The 15,143-nt window shown below is 59.2% G+C and carries 18 protein-coding genes; 14 read left to right on the forward strand and 4 right to left on the reverse strand.

Features of this window, described 5'->3' with window-relative positions; translation table 11 throughout:
• Nucleotides 1-123: 123 nt before the first annotated feature.
• The 10 genes from ACQRCA_RS05015 (at nucleotide 124) to ACQRCA_RS05060 (ending at nucleotide 8,041) form a co-directional block, all read left to right on the forward strand.
• Nucleotides 124-924 (forward strand): polyphenol oxidase family protein, encoded by an 801-nt coding sequence (locus tag ACQRCA_RS05015; protein ID WP_154515254.1) that lies wholly within the window; start codon nucleotides 124-126, stop codon nucleotides 922-924.
• Nucleotides 921-1,757 carry a phosphate ABC transporter substrate-binding protein gene (locus ACQRCA_RS05020; RefSeq protein WP_154515256.1) on the forward strand — a complete coding sequence of 279 codons (837 nt, stop codon included), beginning with the start codon at nucleotides 921-923 and terminating at the stop codon, nucleotides 1,755-1,757. The genes ACQRCA_RS05015 and ACQRCA_RS05020 overlap by 4 nt, the downstream gene beginning before the upstream one ends.
• Nucleotide 1,758: 1 nt before the next feature.
• On the forward strand, nucleotides 1,759-2,685 hold the full coding sequence (gene pstC, locus ACQRCA_RS05025) for a phosphate ABC transporter permease subunit PstC (protein ID WP_427719203.1): 927 nt from the start codon (nucleotides 1,759-1,761) through the stop codon (nucleotides 2,683-2,685).
• Between the two features lie 3 nt (nucleotides 2,686-2,688).
• Complete coding sequence (gene pstA, locus ACQRCA_RS05030; RefSeq protein WP_427719206.1) at nucleotides 2,689-3,594, forward strand: phosphate ABC transporter permease PstA; 906 nt, start codon at nucleotides 2,689-2,691, stop codon at nucleotides 3,592-3,594.
• A gap of 12 nt (nucleotides 3,595-3,606) precedes the next feature.
• Nucleotides 3,607-4,410 carry a phosphate ABC transporter ATP-binding protein PstB gene (gene pstB / locus ACQRCA_RS05035; RefSeq protein WP_427719209.1) on the forward strand — a complete coding sequence of 268 codons (804 nt, stop codon included), beginning with the start codon at nucleotides 3,607-3,609 and terminating at the stop codon, nucleotides 4,408-4,410.
• Between the two features lie 92 nt (nucleotides 4,411-4,502).
• Nucleotides 4,503-5,360, forward strand: coding sequence for a phosphate signaling complex PhoU family protein (locus tag ACQRCA_RS05040; RefSeq protein ID WP_427719211.1), 858 nt, complete (start codon nucleotides 4,503-4,505; stop codon nucleotides 5,358-5,360).
• Between the two features lie 120 nt (nucleotides 5,361-5,480).
• Nucleotides 5,481-6,218 (forward strand): YggS family pyridoxal phosphate-dependent enzyme, encoded by a 738-nt coding sequence (locus ACQRCA_RS05045; protein ID WP_427719214.1) that lies wholly within the window; start codon nucleotides 5,481-5,483, stop codon nucleotides 6,216-6,218.
• A gap of 60 nt (nucleotides 6,219-6,278) precedes the next feature.
• On the forward strand, nucleotides 6,279-7,007 hold the full coding sequence (sepF, locus tag ACQRCA_RS05050; RefSeq protein WP_154515266.1) for a cell division protein SepF: 729 nt from the start codon (nucleotides 6,279-6,281) through the stop codon (nucleotides 7,005-7,007).
• Nucleotides 7,008-7,064: 57 nt separating this feature from the next.
• Nucleotides 7,065-7,310, forward strand: coding sequence for a YggT family protein (locus tag ACQRCA_RS05055; protein WP_427719264.1), 246 nt, complete (start codon nucleotides 7,065-7,067; stop codon nucleotides 7,308-7,310).
• 62 nt (nucleotides 7,311-7,372) lie between these two features.
• Nucleotides 7,373-8,041, forward strand: coding sequence for a DivIVA domain-containing protein (locus ACQRCA_RS05060; RefSeq protein WP_154515270.1), 669 nt, complete (start codon nucleotides 7,373-7,375; stop codon nucleotides 8,039-8,041).
• 165 nt (nucleotides 8,042-8,206) lie between these two features.
• Here ACQRCA_RS05060 and ACQRCA_RS05065 read toward each other — a convergent pair whose 3' ends face one another.
• The 3 genes from ACQRCA_RS05065 to ACQRCA_RS05075 all read right to left on the reverse strand — a co-directional run bounded on the left by ACQRCA_RS05065 (nucleotide 8,207) and on the right by ACQRCA_RS05075 (nucleotide 10,758).
• Complete coding sequence (locus ACQRCA_RS05065) at nucleotides 8,207-8,737, reverse strand: nitroreductase family protein (RefSeq protein ID WP_427719217.1); 531 nt, start codon at nucleotides 8,735-8,737, stop codon at nucleotides 8,207-8,209.
• A 281-nt stretch (nucleotides 8,738-9,018) separates the two neighbouring features.
• A complete protein-coding gene (locus tag ACQRCA_RS05070) occupies nucleotides 9,019-9,642 on the reverse strand; it encodes a DUF47 domain-containing protein (protein WP_427719219.1) in 624 nt (207 codons plus the stop codon).
• Between the two features lie 66 nt (nucleotides 9,643-9,708).
• On the reverse strand, nucleotides 9,709-10,758 hold the full coding sequence (locus ACQRCA_RS05075) for an inorganic phosphate transporter (RefSeq protein ID WP_427719222.1): 1,050 nt from the start codon (nucleotides 10,756-10,758) through the stop codon (nucleotides 9,709-9,711).
• Nucleotides 10,759-11,007: 249 nt separating this feature from the next.
• On the opposite strand from ACQRCA_RS05075, the gene ACQRCA_RS05080 reads away from it, so the two are divergent.
• The 4 genes from ACQRCA_RS05080 (at nucleotide 11,008) to ACQRCA_RS05095 (ending at nucleotide 14,116) form a co-directional block, all read left to right on the forward strand.
• Nucleotides 11,008-11,346: a hypothetical protein gene (locus tag ACQRCA_RS05080; RefSeq protein WP_427719224.1), complete on the forward strand. Its 339-nt coding sequence runs from the start codon at nucleotides 11,008-11,010 to the stop codon at nucleotides 11,344-11,346.
• A gap of 78 nt (nucleotides 11,347-11,424) precedes the next feature.
• Entirely contained in the window at nucleotides 11,425-12,120 is a 696-nt protein-coding gene (locus ACQRCA_RS05085; protein WP_154515280.1) for a Bax inhibitor-1 family protein, read from the forward strand.
• Nucleotides 12,121-12,256: 136 nt separating this feature from the next.
• On the forward strand, nucleotides 12,257-13,372 hold the full coding sequence (locus tag ACQRCA_RS05090; RefSeq protein ID WP_427719227.1) for a TIGR02452 family protein: 1,116 nt from the start codon (nucleotides 12,257-12,259) through the stop codon (nucleotides 13,370-13,372).
• An 84-nt stretch (nucleotides 13,373-13,456) separates the two neighbouring features.
• Nucleotides 13,457-14,116: an SGNH/GDSL hydrolase family protein gene (locus tag ACQRCA_RS05095; protein ID WP_427719230.1), complete on the forward strand. Its 660-nt coding sequence runs from the start codon at nucleotides 13,457-13,459 to the stop codon at nucleotides 14,114-14,116.
• A gap of 73 nt (nucleotides 14,117-14,189) precedes the next feature.
• On the opposite strand, the gene thiD is transcribed toward ACQRCA_RS05095, so the two are convergent.
• A complete protein-coding gene (thiD, locus tag ACQRCA_RS05100) occupies nucleotides 14,190-15,020 on the reverse strand; it encodes a bifunctional hydroxymethylpyrimidine kinase/phosphomethylpyrimidine kinase (RefSeq protein WP_427719233.1) in 831 nt (276 codons plus the stop codon).
• Nucleotides 15,021-15,143 lie beyond the last annotated feature (123 nt).

The following is a 15,143-nucleotide window of genomic DNA, read 5'->3' on the forward strand; positions in this document are numbered from 1 at the left end:
CTTTACGTTCCCCTTACGTTTGGTCCCTACCGCTGCGGGTATCCTTTTGTAGAAGTATGGCAGCCGTATGGCACGGACTGCTGCGGCTTGGCCGCGATACTCGTGTTATTAGGAGGCTTTAGTATGGCAGCACGTGCGGACAACGTTTCGCGTGTCGACCATGATGGAGTTACGTTGGTAGAGGGCGCGACGCACGATGTCCGCTTTGCCTTCACCGAACGCACTGGCGGTGTTTCCGAAGATGCGTACTCCTCACTCAATCTGGGCTCGCATGTTGGCGATGACCCCTTTGCCGTTCAAGAAAATCGTCGCCGCGTACTCGAGGCCATGGGTATTGCCGAGTGCGAGCACAACCTGCTTGTCCCCAATCAGGTACACGGTGACAATGTCGTGACGGTGACCTCGAACGGCGCCGATGATCTCGAGAACATTCGCGAGCAGATTGCCGAGGGCTGCGATGCCCTCGTCTGCACGGCGCATGAGGTGCCCGTGATGCTTTGCTTTGCCGATTGTGTTCCCGTTGTGCTGGTGGCTCCCGGCGGCTTTGCCGTGGTGCATTCTGGCTGGAAGGGCACGATTGCGCGCATTTCCGCCAAGGCGTGCCAAGCGCTCTGCGAGGCGGCTGGCTGCAAGCCAGACGACATCTCTGCCTATATTGGGCCCCATATCCTGGGTGACGAGTACGAGGTGTCCCAAGAACTTATGGACCGCTTTGCCTCCGAGTTCGCGTGCATCGATGCTGCCGCTTCTCGTATGCTCGATCTTTCCGCCGCCATTCGCGAGGCGCTGATGGACGCCGGCGTCGAAGCGAACGGCATTGTGGACACCAAGCTCTCCACCGTTCGTCAGAACGACCGCTTTTATTCCTACCGCAACGAGGGCGGCACCTGTGGGCGCCATGCTGCGATCGGCGTGATGCTATGAGAAAGATCGCATCGGTCCTAAGCGCGGCAGTGCTCACGCTTACGCTGTGTGCCTGCTCCTCGGGATCTTCCACGTCTTCTATCACCGTGGCCGGCTCGACCACCTGCCTTCCCATAGCCGAGATTGCGGCCGAGGGCTTTAAGGAGGAGACCGGCACCGACGTGCTCGTCTCTGGCCTTGGCTCTTCTGCCGGTATCGAGGCCGTCAGCAACGGCACGGCTGACATCGCCAGCTCGTCTCGTGGCCTCAATGCCGACGAGCAGAATCTGGGCCTGACCCCGATTGTAATCGCGCACGACGGCATCGCAGTCATCGTGAACGACGATAATCCGGTCGACAACCTCTCGACCGAGCAGCTTCGCGACATATACGCCGGTAAGATTACCAACTGGAAGGAAGTCGGCGGAGAGGACCTGAAGATTCAGGTTATTAACCGCGATGAGGCGTCCGGTACGCGCGAGGCCTTCCGTACCATCGTGATGGACGGCACGCCGTTCGATCGTCGCTCTGCCGTTCTTTCGGGCACGGGCCAGGTACGCGATGTCGTGTCCCGTTCGCGTGGTGCTATTGGCTACATCTCGCTGGGTTTTGTCGAGAGCCTCAACGCTAAGACTTCGGTTAAGGCTGTTTCGGTCAACCATGTCGAGGCATCCGAGAAGACGGTCGCAAGTGGCGGCTACCCCATCTCGCGCGACCTTTACTTCTTTGTGAAGGGTACGCCTTCGCAGCGTGCACAGGACTACATTGACTATGTGACGTCGGAGAAGATGGACAAGCAGATTCGCGAGGCGGGCTTTATTCCCGTCACCAACGACGGAAAGGGGAGTGAGTAGCATGGAAGCACAGGAAACCCCCCAGATTGAGCGAGAGGCTCAGGCGCCCAAAAAGCGTGAGTTGGCGTTGGTGTCGCGCAGCACCTATCTCAAAGAGAAGGCGCTGCAGTGGATCTTCTTTGCTTGCGCGTTCTTGGCGGTCGTCACCGTCATCCTGATTTTTGTCTTTACCACGTACTCGGCGTTGCCCGTCTTTACCGACATCGGTCTGGCGGACTTCTTTAGCTTTACGTGGGCGCCCTCCGAGGGCCACTACGGCATCATGTCGCTGCTGGCGGGCTCTGGTCTGGTGACGGTCGGTGCGCTCGCCATGGGTGTGCCCCTGGGTGTGGGCACGGCCGTGTATCTGGTCGAGATCGCCGGCAAGCGCGTGCGCAGTCTCATCAGCCCCGCCGTCGACCTGCTGGCGGGTATCCCCTCCATCATCTACGGTTTCTTTGGCATGGTCATCATCCGTCCGTTTATCGCGCAGCTGACCGGCGGTCTTGGCTTTGGTGCGCTGACAGCGTGGTTCGTGCTCGCCATCATGATCGTTCCCACCATCACCACGCTCACCATCGATGCCCTCAATTCCATTCCCATGGGCATTCGCGAGGCATCCTATGCCATGGGTGCCACCAAGTGGCAGACCATCTACAAGGTCGTGCTGCCTGCAGCCAAGCTGGGCATCGTCGATGCGATTGTCTTGGGCATGGGTCGTGCCATCGGTGAGACCATGGCCGTGCTCATGGTCGTTGGCAACGCTCCGGTCATCCCGGACAGCATCTCGAGCCCCATCTCGACGCTCACGAGCCAGATCGCGCTCGACATGAGCTATTCCTCGGGCCTGCACCGCTCGGCTCTGTTTGGCATGGGCGTGGTCCTGTTTATCATTTCCGCCGCATTGGTGGGCATCGTCCGTCTGATTTCCAAGAAGAAGAGGGGGTAGGCTATGTCCGATTCCGTTGACACGACGGTCGATACGACCTCGTCGCGCGAACGCATCAAGCGTGCCCTTTCCCATGGTAAGAAGGGTCGTATCAACAAGGATCTGTCCAACAAGATTATGCTCGGCGTGTTTCGTGCCGCGGCCTATATCACCACGCTGGTGCTGGTCGCCATCATCGCCTATGTAGTTATCAACGGTCTGCCGAACATCTCGCTCGACTTTATCTTTGGCTGGCCGCAGGGAGTAAACGCCGAGGGCGGCATTTGGCCCACGATCGTCTCGACCGTCTACGTGACGGCGCTCGCCATGCTCATCTGCACGCCGGTTGCCGTCTTGGCTGCGGTCTATCTGGCCGAGTATGCCAAGCAGGGCAAGGTTGTCGACATCATTCGCTATGCTGCCGATGCCCTGGCCTCGGTGCCCTCCATTGTTATGGGCCTTTTTGGCTACGCCTTGTTTGTCGAGGCCATGGGCCTGGGTCTTTCGATGGTTTCGGCCGCCCTGGCGCTCGCACTTCTGATGCTGCCCATTGTCATGCGTACCACCGAGGAGGCAATCCGCGCCGTTCCGCGCTATATCCGTTGGGGCGCATATGGCCTGGGTGCCACCAAGTGGCAGGTCGTCTCCAAGATCGTGCTTCCTTCGGCTTTTGGCCGCATCGCCACCGGCATCGTGCTTGCCATCGGTCGCGCCATCGGCGAGACCGCCGTGGTGCTCTACACCATGGGCCAGGCCATCAACCTGCCTATTTCGCCGCTCGATTCCGGTCGCCCCATGACCGTTCACCTTTATCTGCTTGCCAATGACGGCATCAACATGAACGCAGCCTACGGCACCGCGCTTTTGCTGATGGCGATTATTCTGGCCTTCAACCTGTTTGCGCGTTATCTGTCGCGCAAACGCCGCTAGTTAAGGAGTCCCATGTCCGTCTATCAGTCCGCTCCCACGCTGGAGCAAGCGGCCATCACGGCCAAGGATTTCAACTTTTGGTACGGTGACTTTCATGCGCTGACGGGTCTCGACCTCAACATCGCCAAAAACTCCATTACCTCGTTTATCGGCCCTTCGGGCTGCGGCAAATCGACGTTTTTGCGCTGTATCAACCGTATGAACGACCTTATCGAGGGCACTCGCGTCGAGGGCACCATGACGCTCGACGGCAACGATATCTATGCCGAGGGCGTCGACCCGGTCGACCTTCGCCGCCGCGTGGGCATGATTTTTCAGCAGCCCAACCCGTTTCCTAAATCCATCTACGAGAATGTTGCTTTTGGCCCTCGTCTGCAGGGCGTGACTAGCAAAAGCGACCTCGATGACATCGTGGAAGAATCGCTCAAGCGCGCCAACCTCTGGAAAGAGGTATCCAATCAGCTCAACAAGGATGGTTTGGCGCTTTCGGGCGGTCAGCAGCAGCGTCTGTGCATCGCGCGTGTGCTCGCGGTGCAGCCCGATGTCCTTCTGATGGACGAGCCCTGCTCCGCCATCGACCCCACGTCCGTCTCCAAGGTCGAGGATCTGATGGCCGAGCTGGCGCCCGAGATGACGATCATCATCGTCACACATTCAATGCAGCAGGCAGCTCGCATTAGCGACTACACCGCCTTCTTCTTGCAGGAGGTTGCCGGCGAGCCCGCCACGCTCATCGAGTATGGTCAAACCGACGCGATCTTCACCAGCCCGGTGGATTCGCGGACGGAAGACTATATCACCGGCCGCTTTGGCTGATCGGTGCGACTAGTCCCAAGCCGATCGGACCTGGTCCGGTGCGTATTCACTGTGCGGGCGGCATGACCGCACCCAACTGATTGGAGTGAACCATGCGCAAACTGTTTTCCCGTCAGCTCGTCGAGGCTCGTCACGAGATGTTGAGCATCTACGAGGCTGTAGACCTGGCTCTTCACGACGCCGTGAAGGCCTATGTGACCGACGACCGCAAGCTCGCCACCAAGACCAAGAAGCGCACGCTTTCGATTGACGCGCGCTGCGCCAACCTGGAGGCCGTGTGCTACAACCTGATCGCTACGCAGTCGCCGGTCGCCTCCGACTTCCGCTTGCTGCAGACGATCATCTACGTCGACTTTAACCTGCAGCGCATGACCGATAAGGTTCGCCAGATCTGCCGCGCCACGCGTCATATGGTCAAGGCCGATATCTCGCTGCCCCAGGAGCTCGTCGGTACGGTTGAGGCCGAGGCCGAAGCCGTATACCAGGTGCTGGGCTCGTCGCTTTCCGCGCTCGTCACCAACGACATGTCCATCATCTGCAACTTGGCCGTCGAGGACGAGCCGGTGCATGCGGCCTATGAGAAGTTCTTCCGTACCTTCAACCGCATGGACGCGGGCGAGTTTATGGACGACGACAGCAACTATGACGATCTGCGCCGCGCCATCATGGTTTCGCGCTACCTCGATCGCATCGCCTCGATTTCCATCGATGCCGCCTGCCGTCTGACCTTCCTTTTGACCGGCCAGCGCATGAACGCCGGCGATATCGCCCGTACGGACGAGGATGAGCTCGAGAGCATGCGCGTGCCTTCGGGCGAGGGCGTCATCATGAGGCCCGCTGTCGATGCGCGCTTTGTTGCCAAGGTGCCCGCTAACGAGGTGAGCGAGGGTCTTCGCTACCTGCTCGAGCACCTCGAGGACGAGGACGATACCGAGGATGACGAGGAGTAGTGTAGCTCCGTTCGTCGAAAGATTGTAAATACCTAAGTGAGCGCGGCCTTGCACATGCAGGGCCGCGCTCTTGCGTTAGCATGGGACTACTTGTATGGCTGTTAGCGGAGGCGATTGGCAATGGATAATTATTTGAACGTTATGCGCGCTCGCCGCGAGCAGATTCTCGAACGCTTTTATGCCGCACTCGATCGCGCGGGCCGTTCTCACGATGCCGCACGTCTGATTGCCGTCTCCAAGACCGTTGGCGTCGATGAGACCGTTGCCGCCATCCAGGCAGGGTATCGTCATTTTGCCGAGAACCGTCCGCAGGAGCTTGTTCGCAAGCTTGCGGGGCTGGCGGAGCATCCGGAGCTGCCCGAGGTGCGCTTCGATATGATCGGTAATCTTCAGACCAACAAGATCAATGCGGTGCTGGGTGCGGCCGAGCTGATTCATTCGGTGGGGTCGCTTCATTTGGCGCAGGCTATCTCGAGCCGTGCCGTCCGCAACATGAAAGCGGGCGAGCTTTCTGCTCCCCAGCGGGTGCTGATCGAGGTCAATGTAAGCGGCGAGGAGTCCAAGGGCGGCTTTTCGCCCGATGAGGTTCGTGCCTCCGCCGGCGAGCTTGCGGAGCTTGAGGGAATTTGCGTGCAGGGGCTTATGACCATGGCGCCCCGGGGGAATAAGGATGTGGCGCGCCGAACCTTTGCCGGGCTGCGTGAGTTGAGGGATGAGCTGGAGACGGCACACCCCGATCTGTGTCTGCCTGAGCTTTCTTGCGGCATGAGCGAGGACTTTGAGCCTGCCCTTGAGGAAGGCTCGACGCTTGTTCGCCTGGGCAGGGTAGTATTTAGCCCGGAGTTTGAAGTAAAATAAGAGCCTGAAGTGCGCGCTGATTATCAGAGCGCCTGCATTAGACCGTGAGAGGACACAACCATGGGTTTCCTTGACGAAATTAAAAATAAAATGCACCTAGGCGGCCAGCAGGGTTATGACCAGGGTTATGGCCAGGATGATGACTACGGTTACGATGACGGCTATGACGACGGCTATCAGAACAACGGCTACAGCGGTGCTTCGGGCGAGGGCTTCTACACGCAAGATGAACCGAGCAATGGACTGCTGGGGCAGACACGCCGCGGAGAGGCTGAGTCGGTTGCTGTGTACACGCGTTCCGGTCAACTGATCGGCGACGACTCCCGTCACGCTACGACGTACAATCCGCCTTCGCGCTCTCAGGATGCCGCTGCGGGCGGTTATCGTCCCGGCGCCTATGACACGCCGTCAAGCTACGCCGAGAACGCTCGGGTCCGCGCTGCCGCTGTGCCCGCTCCTGCTTCAACGCCGAGCGATGCCTCTGCCTATGCGAGCAATATCATCAACGCCACGCCTCAGTTGCCGGCCTACGTTCTTCGTCCGGAGAGTTATGACGACGTGGAGACGGTCGTGCGCCGCGTGCGCACCAAGCAGCCTGTCGCGCTGATCTTTGTGGGCGTTCGCACCGAGGTCGCCAAACGCGTCCTGGACTTTAGCTATGGCTTTGCCTGCGGCCTGGGCGCTTCGGTCAAAGAAGTGGGCGACCGCGTGTTTATGGTGCTGCCCGCCGGCTGCGAGGTCAAGGATTCGGATCTTAAGAAGCTTCGCGCCGACGGCTATCTCAAGTAAAGACAAGGTGAGGAGATTCCCATCAACATCTACACCATCGTTCAGCTTGTCAACACGCTGTTTAATTTTTATTCCACGTTGATTGTGGTCTACTGCTTTATGACGTGGATTCCCATGAAGCAGGGTGGTTTGCTACAGGATATCGCGGCGGTGCTCGACGGCGTTTGCGGCCCTTGGCTCAACCTGTTTCGCCGGTTTATGCCGCCGATGGGCGGTATCGATTTTTCACCGGTCGTTGCGATTATTGCGTTGCAGTTGGTGCAGAAGCTGATTCTGCAGCTACTTATAGGTATACTCGTATAGGACTGGCTCAGTAACCTATGTCGGGCGCTTAGCGCCAAGGCGATGATAAAGGAGAACTTGTTATGGCTATTACCCCTGCTGACATCCAGGCTCAGACCTTCTCTGAGGCCAAGCGCGGCTACGATCCCGCCGAGGTCGACGTCTTCCTGGAGACCCTGTCCTCCGAGGTCGACGCTATGCTTGCCAAGATCGTTGATCTTAAGGGTCGCCTGACCGCCACCGAGCAGCAGCTTGCCGATACGCAGGCTCAGCTTGCGCAGGCCCAGGATTCTGCCGCTCAGGCTGCCCCTGTCGCCACTCCCGCTCCCGATTTCTCCGCTCAGGAGCGTCAGATTTCCGCCGCTCTCATCGCGGCCCAGCAGACCGCCGAGGCGATTGTCAACGACGCTAACGAGAATGCTGACCGCATCCGCAACGAGGCCGACGCCAAGGCCCGCGAGGTCATCCGTCAGGCCCTGACCGAGAAGCAGGCCGAGCTCGAGGAGATTGACCGTCTGAAGGCTTCCCGCGAGGAGTTCAAGGCCGAGTATCTCAAGCTCATTCAGCACTTTATGGACGATGCTCAGAATTCCTTCCCGGCCGATCTGCTGGCTTCTACGCCGGTCGGTTCCGCGGCTTCTCCTGCCGTGACCATGCCTGCCGCCGAGCCGCTGCCTGTCGCTGATCCGGTTGTCCCCGTGGCCGACCCCTTCGCCCCGATTGACAACTTTGCCGCGGACGACCTGGACTAGCGCCAAAACTACAATCTAGCTACAAAAAAGGAGCTCGCGCTTGCGAGCTCCTTTTTTGTAGCTGTATACGGGTTGGGAAACATAACGCCGAGCTCTGCGTGCGATAGGGCAGAACTCGGCGAACGTTTGAGCGGTAAAAGGTAGATTTTAGGGCATGGGCCAAAACTACTTGAGGAGGAAATTGGATAGGGGAATGGTGCGGGCCTCGCGATGCTCGGGGTCGGCGATATGGTCGGCGGGATAGCCGCAGACGAGCATGTGGTAGGGATAAACGCCCTCGGGCAGGTTGAACTGCTCGCGGGCTAGCTCGGGCTTAAAATGGCATACCCAGCACGTTCCCAGGCCCTGTTCCTCGGCCTCCATCATCATCTGATCGCAAACAATCGAGGTGTCGATAGCGCTGGAGTTCATCTGGTCATAGGGACGCACCCAAGCATCGTTGGTAACGCTGCAAATGAGGAAGATGAGCGGAGCGCCAAAGATGGACCCATCACGAGCAAACCGAGGCTGACAAGCAGCTGCCTTTTCCAGAAGCTCAGGCGTATCCAACACCATCACACGGGTTGGATGATTATTGCAAGCAGAAGGAGCAATGCGTCCAGCCTCAACAATGGTATCCACCACAGCCTGCTCAACAGAACGATCCGCAAACTCACGACAAGAATACCGAGACCGAGCCAGATCCATATACGACATACAAGCCCTCCAACAATTAAAATCAAACAAACCCAAAGTAACCTAAAGAGTACCCAAAGCAGCAATCAGTCAAACGCTCACCAAGGGCCAAAGTGTCCGAGCGGGTACCAAAGGTCCCTTCAGCCTAACCCCCATTGCGCTAAAACTATCAGCCAAAGTTCCAATGGTGATACGTAAGGCGAAGGGCCGGCACCTGTTTACTTTCGAACGACTCTGCTACGCAGCCGGAGTGAGAAAGCAAACAGGTGCCGACCCTTCGCCGCCGGGACGCGTACCCCCAATTAACTGTTCTTCATGACAATCGAATCCACGACATCGGCCACATTCTCGCAGCAGTCGGCGCAGTACTCCAAGAAGGCGTACACGTCACGCCAGGCGATGACCTCGAGCGGGTCCTTGCCGTTGACGTGCAGGTTACGCATGGCGTTGATGTAGAGTTCGTCGGCCTCGGACTCGATGGTGTTGATCTGGATGACGAGCTCGCGCAGCGTTTTGGACTTGCGGTAGTTGGGCAACTCGACCATCAGGTCCTTCATGGCGCGGCAGGCGTCGGTCACCTTGTGGGCGATCACGATGGCATCGGGGTGGATGCTCTGGATGTTGGTGAAGTAGAGGCGCTGCACGACACCCTCAATACGGTCGAGCACGGTATCGAGCGAGCAGCTCATTAGGTTAAGGTCCTCGCGCTCAAGCGGGGTGATAAAGGCCGTGAGCAGGGCGTCTTCGAGCTCATGGTGCTTCTTGTCTGCTGCATGCTCAATCGCATGCATCTTCTCGAGCATGTCGTGGATCTGCGCGGGGTCAAAGTTCTCAAAAATCTTGGTGAGCAGCTCGGCTGCCTGAACGGCGAAGTCGGCGCAGGCGACGTAGTTGTCAAAGTAGAACGAATCGGGTTTCTTTGCCATGAGTGATCCTTTCGGGGCGAAGACGGGTGGGCGAGGTAATGCGGTCCGGATGGACGTTCGGTTTGACTAGAGGAACATCATGAACAGCCTGGCCATAACAAAGCTGATGAGTCCACAGGCGGGGAAGGTGAAGAACCACGTGAACATCATGTCCTTGACCACGCCGAAGTTGATGGCCGAGAGGCGCTTGACGGCGCCAACGCCCATGATGGCGCAGGTCTTGATGTGCGTGGAGGACACGGGGATACCGGTGAGCGTGGCAAGCAGCAGGTTTGCGGCTCCTGCCAGGTCGGCAGAGAAGCCCTGATACTTCTCGAGCTTAACCATGCTCTGGCCGACGGACTTGATGATACGCTCACCGCCCACGCTGGTGCCGATGCCCATGGTGGCCGAGCACAGCAGCATGATCCAGATGGGGATGCCGGCGTCGCCGACGCCGGTCTGTCCGTTGGCAAAGGCGACACCTAAAAAGAGCACGCCGATGAACTTTTGTCCATCCTGCGCGCCGTGCATAAAGCTCATGGCCGCGGCGCTCGCGATCTGAGCATATTTAAAGAAGACGTTGGCACGTCGCCTGTTGGCGGCAGCGAAAAGAATCGAGACAAGCTTGCACAGGACCCAGCCCATGACAAAGCCCAGACCGATGGAGAGCGCCAGGCCGTAGATGACCTTCATCCACTCGTGGACATTGACGCTGCTGGCGCCGCCGAGGGCGATGGCAGCGCCGGTCAGACCGGCGATGAGGCTGTGGCTCTGCGAGGTGGGGATGCCAAAACGCGATGCCGTGGCGCCGTAGACGACGATGGAGAACAGGGCCGCGCAGAGGCACGCGAGCGCCATGGTGCTGTTTCCGCCAAAGTCGACGATATGGGAGATGGTGTTGGCAACGCTGGCATTAAAGTGCGTCATGATGAGCACGCCCAAAAAGTTGAACGCGGCACTCATGAGAATGGCGGCGCGGGCGGGCATGCAACGCGTGGTGACACAGGTCGCGATGGCGTTGGGCGCGTCGGTCCATCCGTTGACGAAGATGGCGCCGAGCGCGAGGAACACGGTGACGGCAAGGACTGGGTTCGAAACAAGTTGGCCGAGGAAGGCTGAGAACGTTACGTCCATATATGGGCTTTCTCGAAGTTTGCAGAAACGTTACAAAATCATGATAAATCGTATCACCTCCTGCGGGTTTCTTTACCGAGTTCTGACGGGAGAAGTGAATTTTTTGGCACTAAAATTGAATATTAGCCCTGTTGACCGCGGGTGTTCTTTTTGCTAACACGCCGTGAGGACACGTGCGCTCGCTCCGACACCCCAAAACCACAGTCTGTTCGCTTTACAATATGCAAACATGCGTTCGATAATAGGGGCATGGAATATCGACAGACAGATGGCAAAACTCGGCGCGTGCACAAGCAGTATGTGGACGTCGTGGCCCGCATCCTCGCGGGCGGACAAGTTGTGCCGGTTGCCGTCTGCTGGGTCGACGGTCGCTGCTTTACAATTGACGAGATTGTCTCGTCTACCGGTTTTGGCCTGACGGTTCACGGCATTCGTACGGCAACCTATAAGGTTCGTTTTGGCGGACATACGACCGAGCTGTATCTGGAAGACCAGGCGCGTGAGCGACCGGATGGCTCGCAGGCTCATCTAATGCGGTGGTGGGTGTGGGCGTTCGACCGCACACTCGAGAGTGAGCGCCGCGGGTAAGAGCGCGCCATTCGGGTACAATGGCAGGAATCTTGTCGCCTACGGCGCTGTCGCGGCGCTTTTTGAAAGGACGAAATTATGAACGATATCCAGGGCTATCAGAACGGCCCCATCGAGACCGGAGCAAGCCGTGCCAAGGAGATGTCGCCGCGCGCGTACAACCTTGCCATGTCTGCCCTGATCTTTTTGGGTTTTTGCGCTATGGGCGCTGGCGCCTACTTTACGGGCACCATGTCGTTTGCGCGCATGATGATGAGTGGCGCCGCCCTGCCGCTGGTCTTTGGCTCGTTTATCCTGACCATTGTCGGCATCGTCATGATGTCGGCCGCCGCCAGCAAACAGTCCGTGGGCCTGTCGCTCGCGGGTTACGCGATCTTTGCGAGCACCTTTGGTCTGACCGCGTCGTTTGGCCTTGCCAACTACGACCTGCCCACCATCAACACCGCCTTTATCGCCACTGCCGCCATCACCTTTGTCTTTGGCGCACTGGGCGTGACCTTCCCCAAATTCTTCCAGCGTGTGTACGGCATTGGTTTTGGCATTCTGCTTGCCACGATTCTGGTCGAGATCGTGCTGATGTTCATGGGCGTCTCGCAGACCATCACCGACCTGATCGTGATTGTGGTGTTCGCCGGCTTTATTGGCTACGACACCTACGTGGCCACGACGGTGCCGCCCACGCTGCCCAACGCCGTGCTCATGGCGTCCAACCTGTTCGTGGACATTATCAACGTGTTTCTGCGCATTCTGAACATCCTTGGTCGTCGCGACTAGTGCCAGATTGCAGCGGTGCTTGCCGCGCGCAAATCGATGCGAAAGGCGGTCCTTCGGGGCCGCCTTTTTTGTACGCGGCGGGGTATCATGGATGGGAAAAGCCGATAGCGGCAGCGACCGAGAAAGGTGACCACTTATGGCAGACGTCGACAACAGGAACCGTAACCGTAGGCCCAACCGCGCGGGACAGCCCAATCCCAAGCGCGAGGCCCGTGCCAAGGCCGCCGAGCGTCACGTGGCGACTGTGTCCGAAGCGTGCGCAAAGGATATCGAACGCTCGCTTGCCGGCGTGCGCGAGTTCGAGGGCATGCCTGCCGGATTTGTCGCGGCGATGAAGGCTAAGGCCCAGGTGGCTGCTGCCGAAGAGCAGGTTGCCGATGAGTCTGAGGCCGCCGAGGTTGTGCCTGCCGAGACCGAGGTCGTGGCCGAGCCTGTGCCCGCAGAGGAAGCCACGGAGACCGAGCCCGCGCCTGCTGCCGAGGAGCCCGCTCCGGTCCTGCCCGAGGTCACCGTGCTCGACGCCTCTGCCACGCAGGCCATTCTGGATAACGGCCGAGGCTACGCGCAGTTCTGCGACATGGCCGTGCTCGCCTTTGCCTCGTTCACCAACCCGGGCGGCGGCTACATCCAGGGTTATCTGGGTCAGGAGGCCACGCTCTGTGCCGATTCGTATCTGTACAACGTTCTCGATAAGCAGCGCAAATGGTACGGCGAGAACCGTCGCCGTAATATCAACTGCGAGCTTTACCGCAACCGTGCGCTGGTGGTGCCCGCGGTGCGCTTCGACCGCAACCACGTGCATGCGTATGCCGACGTGATCGTGGCCGCCGCGCCCAACGCCAAGCGCGCTCGCCAGGAGTATCGCGTGGGTGACGATGCCCTGCTGGACGCCCTGCGCGATCGCATCCGCTTTGTGCTTGCCATCTGCGACGAGCTGGGTCGCGAGAAGCTCGTGCTGGGCGCTTGGGGCTGCGACAACAACGGCTTTGACGCCGAGGCCGTGGCCGAGCTCTTCCGCAAGGAGCTCGCATCGGGCGACTTTAAGGTCAAGCAGGTCTTTTTTGCCGTGCCCTCTACGCGCTGGGACGAAGATTTTGCCAAGTTCGAGCACGTGCTGGCAAACTTCCCCGAGCGCAACGAGGAGTCCTATGCCCAGGTTGCCGCTCGCGCTGCGGCTGTCCGCGCCGCCGAGCAGGCCCAGGCTGCCGCCGAGGACGATGAAGACGATGACGATTGGCGCAAGTACCTGTAATCGGTATGTGCTGACAGATAGGTCGATCCGGCGGGAGAGACTGCTCCCGCCGACTTTTTCTTTTTACTAGAGGAAGGGCTTACGATGAAAAACGTTCTATGCTTTGGCGACAGCAATACCTACGGCTATGATCCGGCGGGCATGCGCGACGGCACCGCGGTACGCTATGCGCACGATGTGCGCTGGTGCGGCGTGGCCCAGCGCGACCTGGGCGAGGGCTGGCACGTGATTGAGGAAGGCCTCAACGGCCGCACGACGGTACGCGACGACATGTGCCATCTGGACACTAATCTCAACGGCATCCGCGCGTTGCCGATGCTGCTCGAGGCTCATAAGCCGCTGGATGCGATCGTGATTATGCTGGGCACCAACGACTGCAAGACGGTCTTTAGCGTGGGGGCTGCCGATATCGCTGACGGTGCCATGGCGCTGATTCGCACCGTCCGCGCGTTTCCCTGGACCGAAGCCGCGCCCTGCCCGCGTATTCTGCTGATGGCGCCTATCAAGATTAAACCGCAGATCGCCGATGTGTACATGACCGACTTTGACGAGCGCTCCGTCGAGGCCTCGGAGCATTTTGCCGAATACTATGCGTATGCTGCTAAACAGTTTGGCTGCGACTTTTTGAATGCCGCTGATTTTGCCGAGCCGGGCGATATCGATTATCTGCACATGATGCCCGAAAGCCACGAGAGCCTGGGCCACGCCGTGGCAGCCAAGCTCCAAGAGATGCTTGGTCAGTAGCGCGACCCCAAACCACCACAAAGGGACAGGCGCCTTTGTGGTGGTTTGTGCGGTGGTTTTGGCTGCTGGCTTTTTAGTACTGCCACATGTGGTTGACGGGGCCGGAGCCCTTGCCCATGTTCAGGCCGGCGGCGAGAGCGCCGGTTAGGTAGGCCTTGCCGGCGTTGACGGCATCGGCAAGATCCATGCCCTGGGCCAGCGCGCAGGCGATGGCGGATGAAAGCGTACAGCCGGTGCCGTGTGTGTTGTCGGTCTCGATGCGTTTGTGGCGGAACCACGTGGTGAGCGGATCGCCCAGGTGGTTGCCCTCGTCATCGAGCGGCGCGGGCTCTGCTAGTACATCGTTGGCCTCGTTGACAAAATGCCCGCCCTTAACGAGGGACGCGCAGCCAAAACGGCGGGTGAGGAGCATGGCAGCGTTTTGCTGTGTGCGCTCGGAATCGACCTCGTAGTCGAGCAGCGCCATGGCCTCGGGAATGTTGGGCGTGATGACGGTCGCCAGCGGGAACAGGCGGCGTGTAAGCGCTTCGGCGGCGTCCTCGGCGATGAGACGAGCGCCCGAAGTGGCGACCATGACGGGATCGACGACGATATTTTGTGCGTCCCAGGCGCTCAGGCGGTCGGCTATGACTTCGATAATCTCGGCAGAAGAAACCATGCCAATCTTGACGGCACTGGGGCGGATATCGTCAAAAACGGCATCGATCTGCGCCGCGACAATATCCGGGGAGATGTTCTGCACGGCGGTGACGCCTAGGGTGTTCTGTGCGGTGATGGCCGTGATGACCGTCTCGGCATACAGGCGGTGCGCCGTGATGGTCTTGATGTCGGCCTGAATGCCGGCACCGCCGCTGGAATCGGATCCTGCGATGGACAGGACGGCAGGTACCTTACTACGATCCATGTTCGCTCCCTTGTTCGGTCGGATTCAAATGGGTCTCCTGCCCGCATTATAAAGTTGCCCGGGCCGGCTGTATGCCGATCCCGGGCGGGTGGCGCAATCTTTACGTAAATGTAAGAAAATGTT

Source organism: Collinsella sp. SGI.095, from assembly GCF_050314535.1.
Taxonomy (GTDB): Bacteria; Actinomycetota; Coriobacteriia; order Coriobacteriales; family Coriobacteriaceae; genus Collinsella.

Excerpts from the sequence above, each read along its gene's own strand:
- ACQRCA_RS05015 (WP_154515254.1), top strand. The coding sequence starts at position 124 with ATGGCAGCACGTGCGGACAACGTTTCGCGTGTCGACCATGATGGAGTT.
- ACQRCA_RS05020 (WP_154515256.1), top strand. The coding sequence starts at position 921 with ATGAGAAAGATCGCATCGGTCCTAAGCGCGGCAGTGCTCACGCTTACG.
- pstC (WP_427719203.1), top strand. The coding sequence starts at position 1,759 with ATGGAAGCACAGGAAACCCCCCAGATTGAGCGAGAGGCTCAGGCGCCC.
- pstA (WP_427719206.1), top strand. The coding sequence starts at position 2,689 with ATGTCCGATTCCGTTGACACGACGGTCGATACGACCTCGTCGCGCGAA.
- pstB (WP_427719209.1), top strand. The coding sequence starts at position 3,607 with ATGTCCGTCTATCAGTCCGCTCCCACGCTGGAGCAAGCGGCCATCACG.
- ACQRCA_RS05040 (WP_427719211.1), top strand. The coding sequence starts at position 4,503 with ATGCGCAAACTGTTTTCCCGTCAGCTCGTCGAGGCTCGTCACGAGATG.
- ACQRCA_RS05045 (WP_427719214.1), top strand. The coding sequence starts at position 5,481 with ATGGATAATTATTTGAACGTTATGCGCGCTCGCCGCGAGCAGATTCTC.
- sepF (WP_154515266.1), top strand. The coding sequence starts at position 6,279 with ATGGGTTTCCTTGACGAAATTAAAAATAAAATGCACCTAGGCGGCCAG.
- ACQRCA_RS05060 (WP_154515270.1), top strand. The coding sequence starts at position 7,373 with ATGGCTATTACCCCTGCTGACATCCAGGCTCAGACCTTCTCTGAGGCC.
- ACQRCA_RS05065 (WP_427719217.1), bottom strand. The coding sequence starts at position 8,737 with ATGTCGTATATGGATCTGGCTCGGTCTCGGTATTCTTGTCGTGAGTTT.
- ACQRCA_RS05070 (WP_427719219.1), bottom strand. The coding sequence starts at position 9,642 with ATGGCAAAGAAACCCGATTCGTTCTACTTTGACAACTACGTCGCCTGC.
- ACQRCA_RS05075 (WP_427719222.1), bottom strand. The coding sequence starts at position 10,758 with ATGGACGTAACGTTCTCAGCCTTCCTCGGCCAACTTGTTTCGAACCCA.
- ACQRCA_RS05080 (WP_427719224.1), top strand. The coding sequence starts at position 11,008 with ATGGAATATCGACAGACAGATGGCAAAACTCGGCGCGTGCACAAGCAG.
- ACQRCA_RS05085 (WP_154515280.1), top strand. The coding sequence starts at position 11,425 with ATGAACGATATCCAGGGCTATCAGAACGGCCCCATCGAGACCGGAGCA.
- ACQRCA_RS05090 (WP_427719227.1), top strand. The coding sequence starts at position 12,257 with ATGGCAGACGTCGACAACAGGAACCGTAACCGTAGGCCCAACCGCGCG.
- ACQRCA_RS05095 (WP_427719230.1), top strand. The coding sequence starts at position 13,457 with ATGAAAAACGTTCTATGCTTTGGCGACAGCAATACCTACGGCTATGAT.
- thiD (WP_427719233.1), bottom strand. The coding sequence starts at position 15,020 with ATGGATCGTAGTAAGGTACCTGCCGTCCTGTCCATCGCAGGATCCGAT.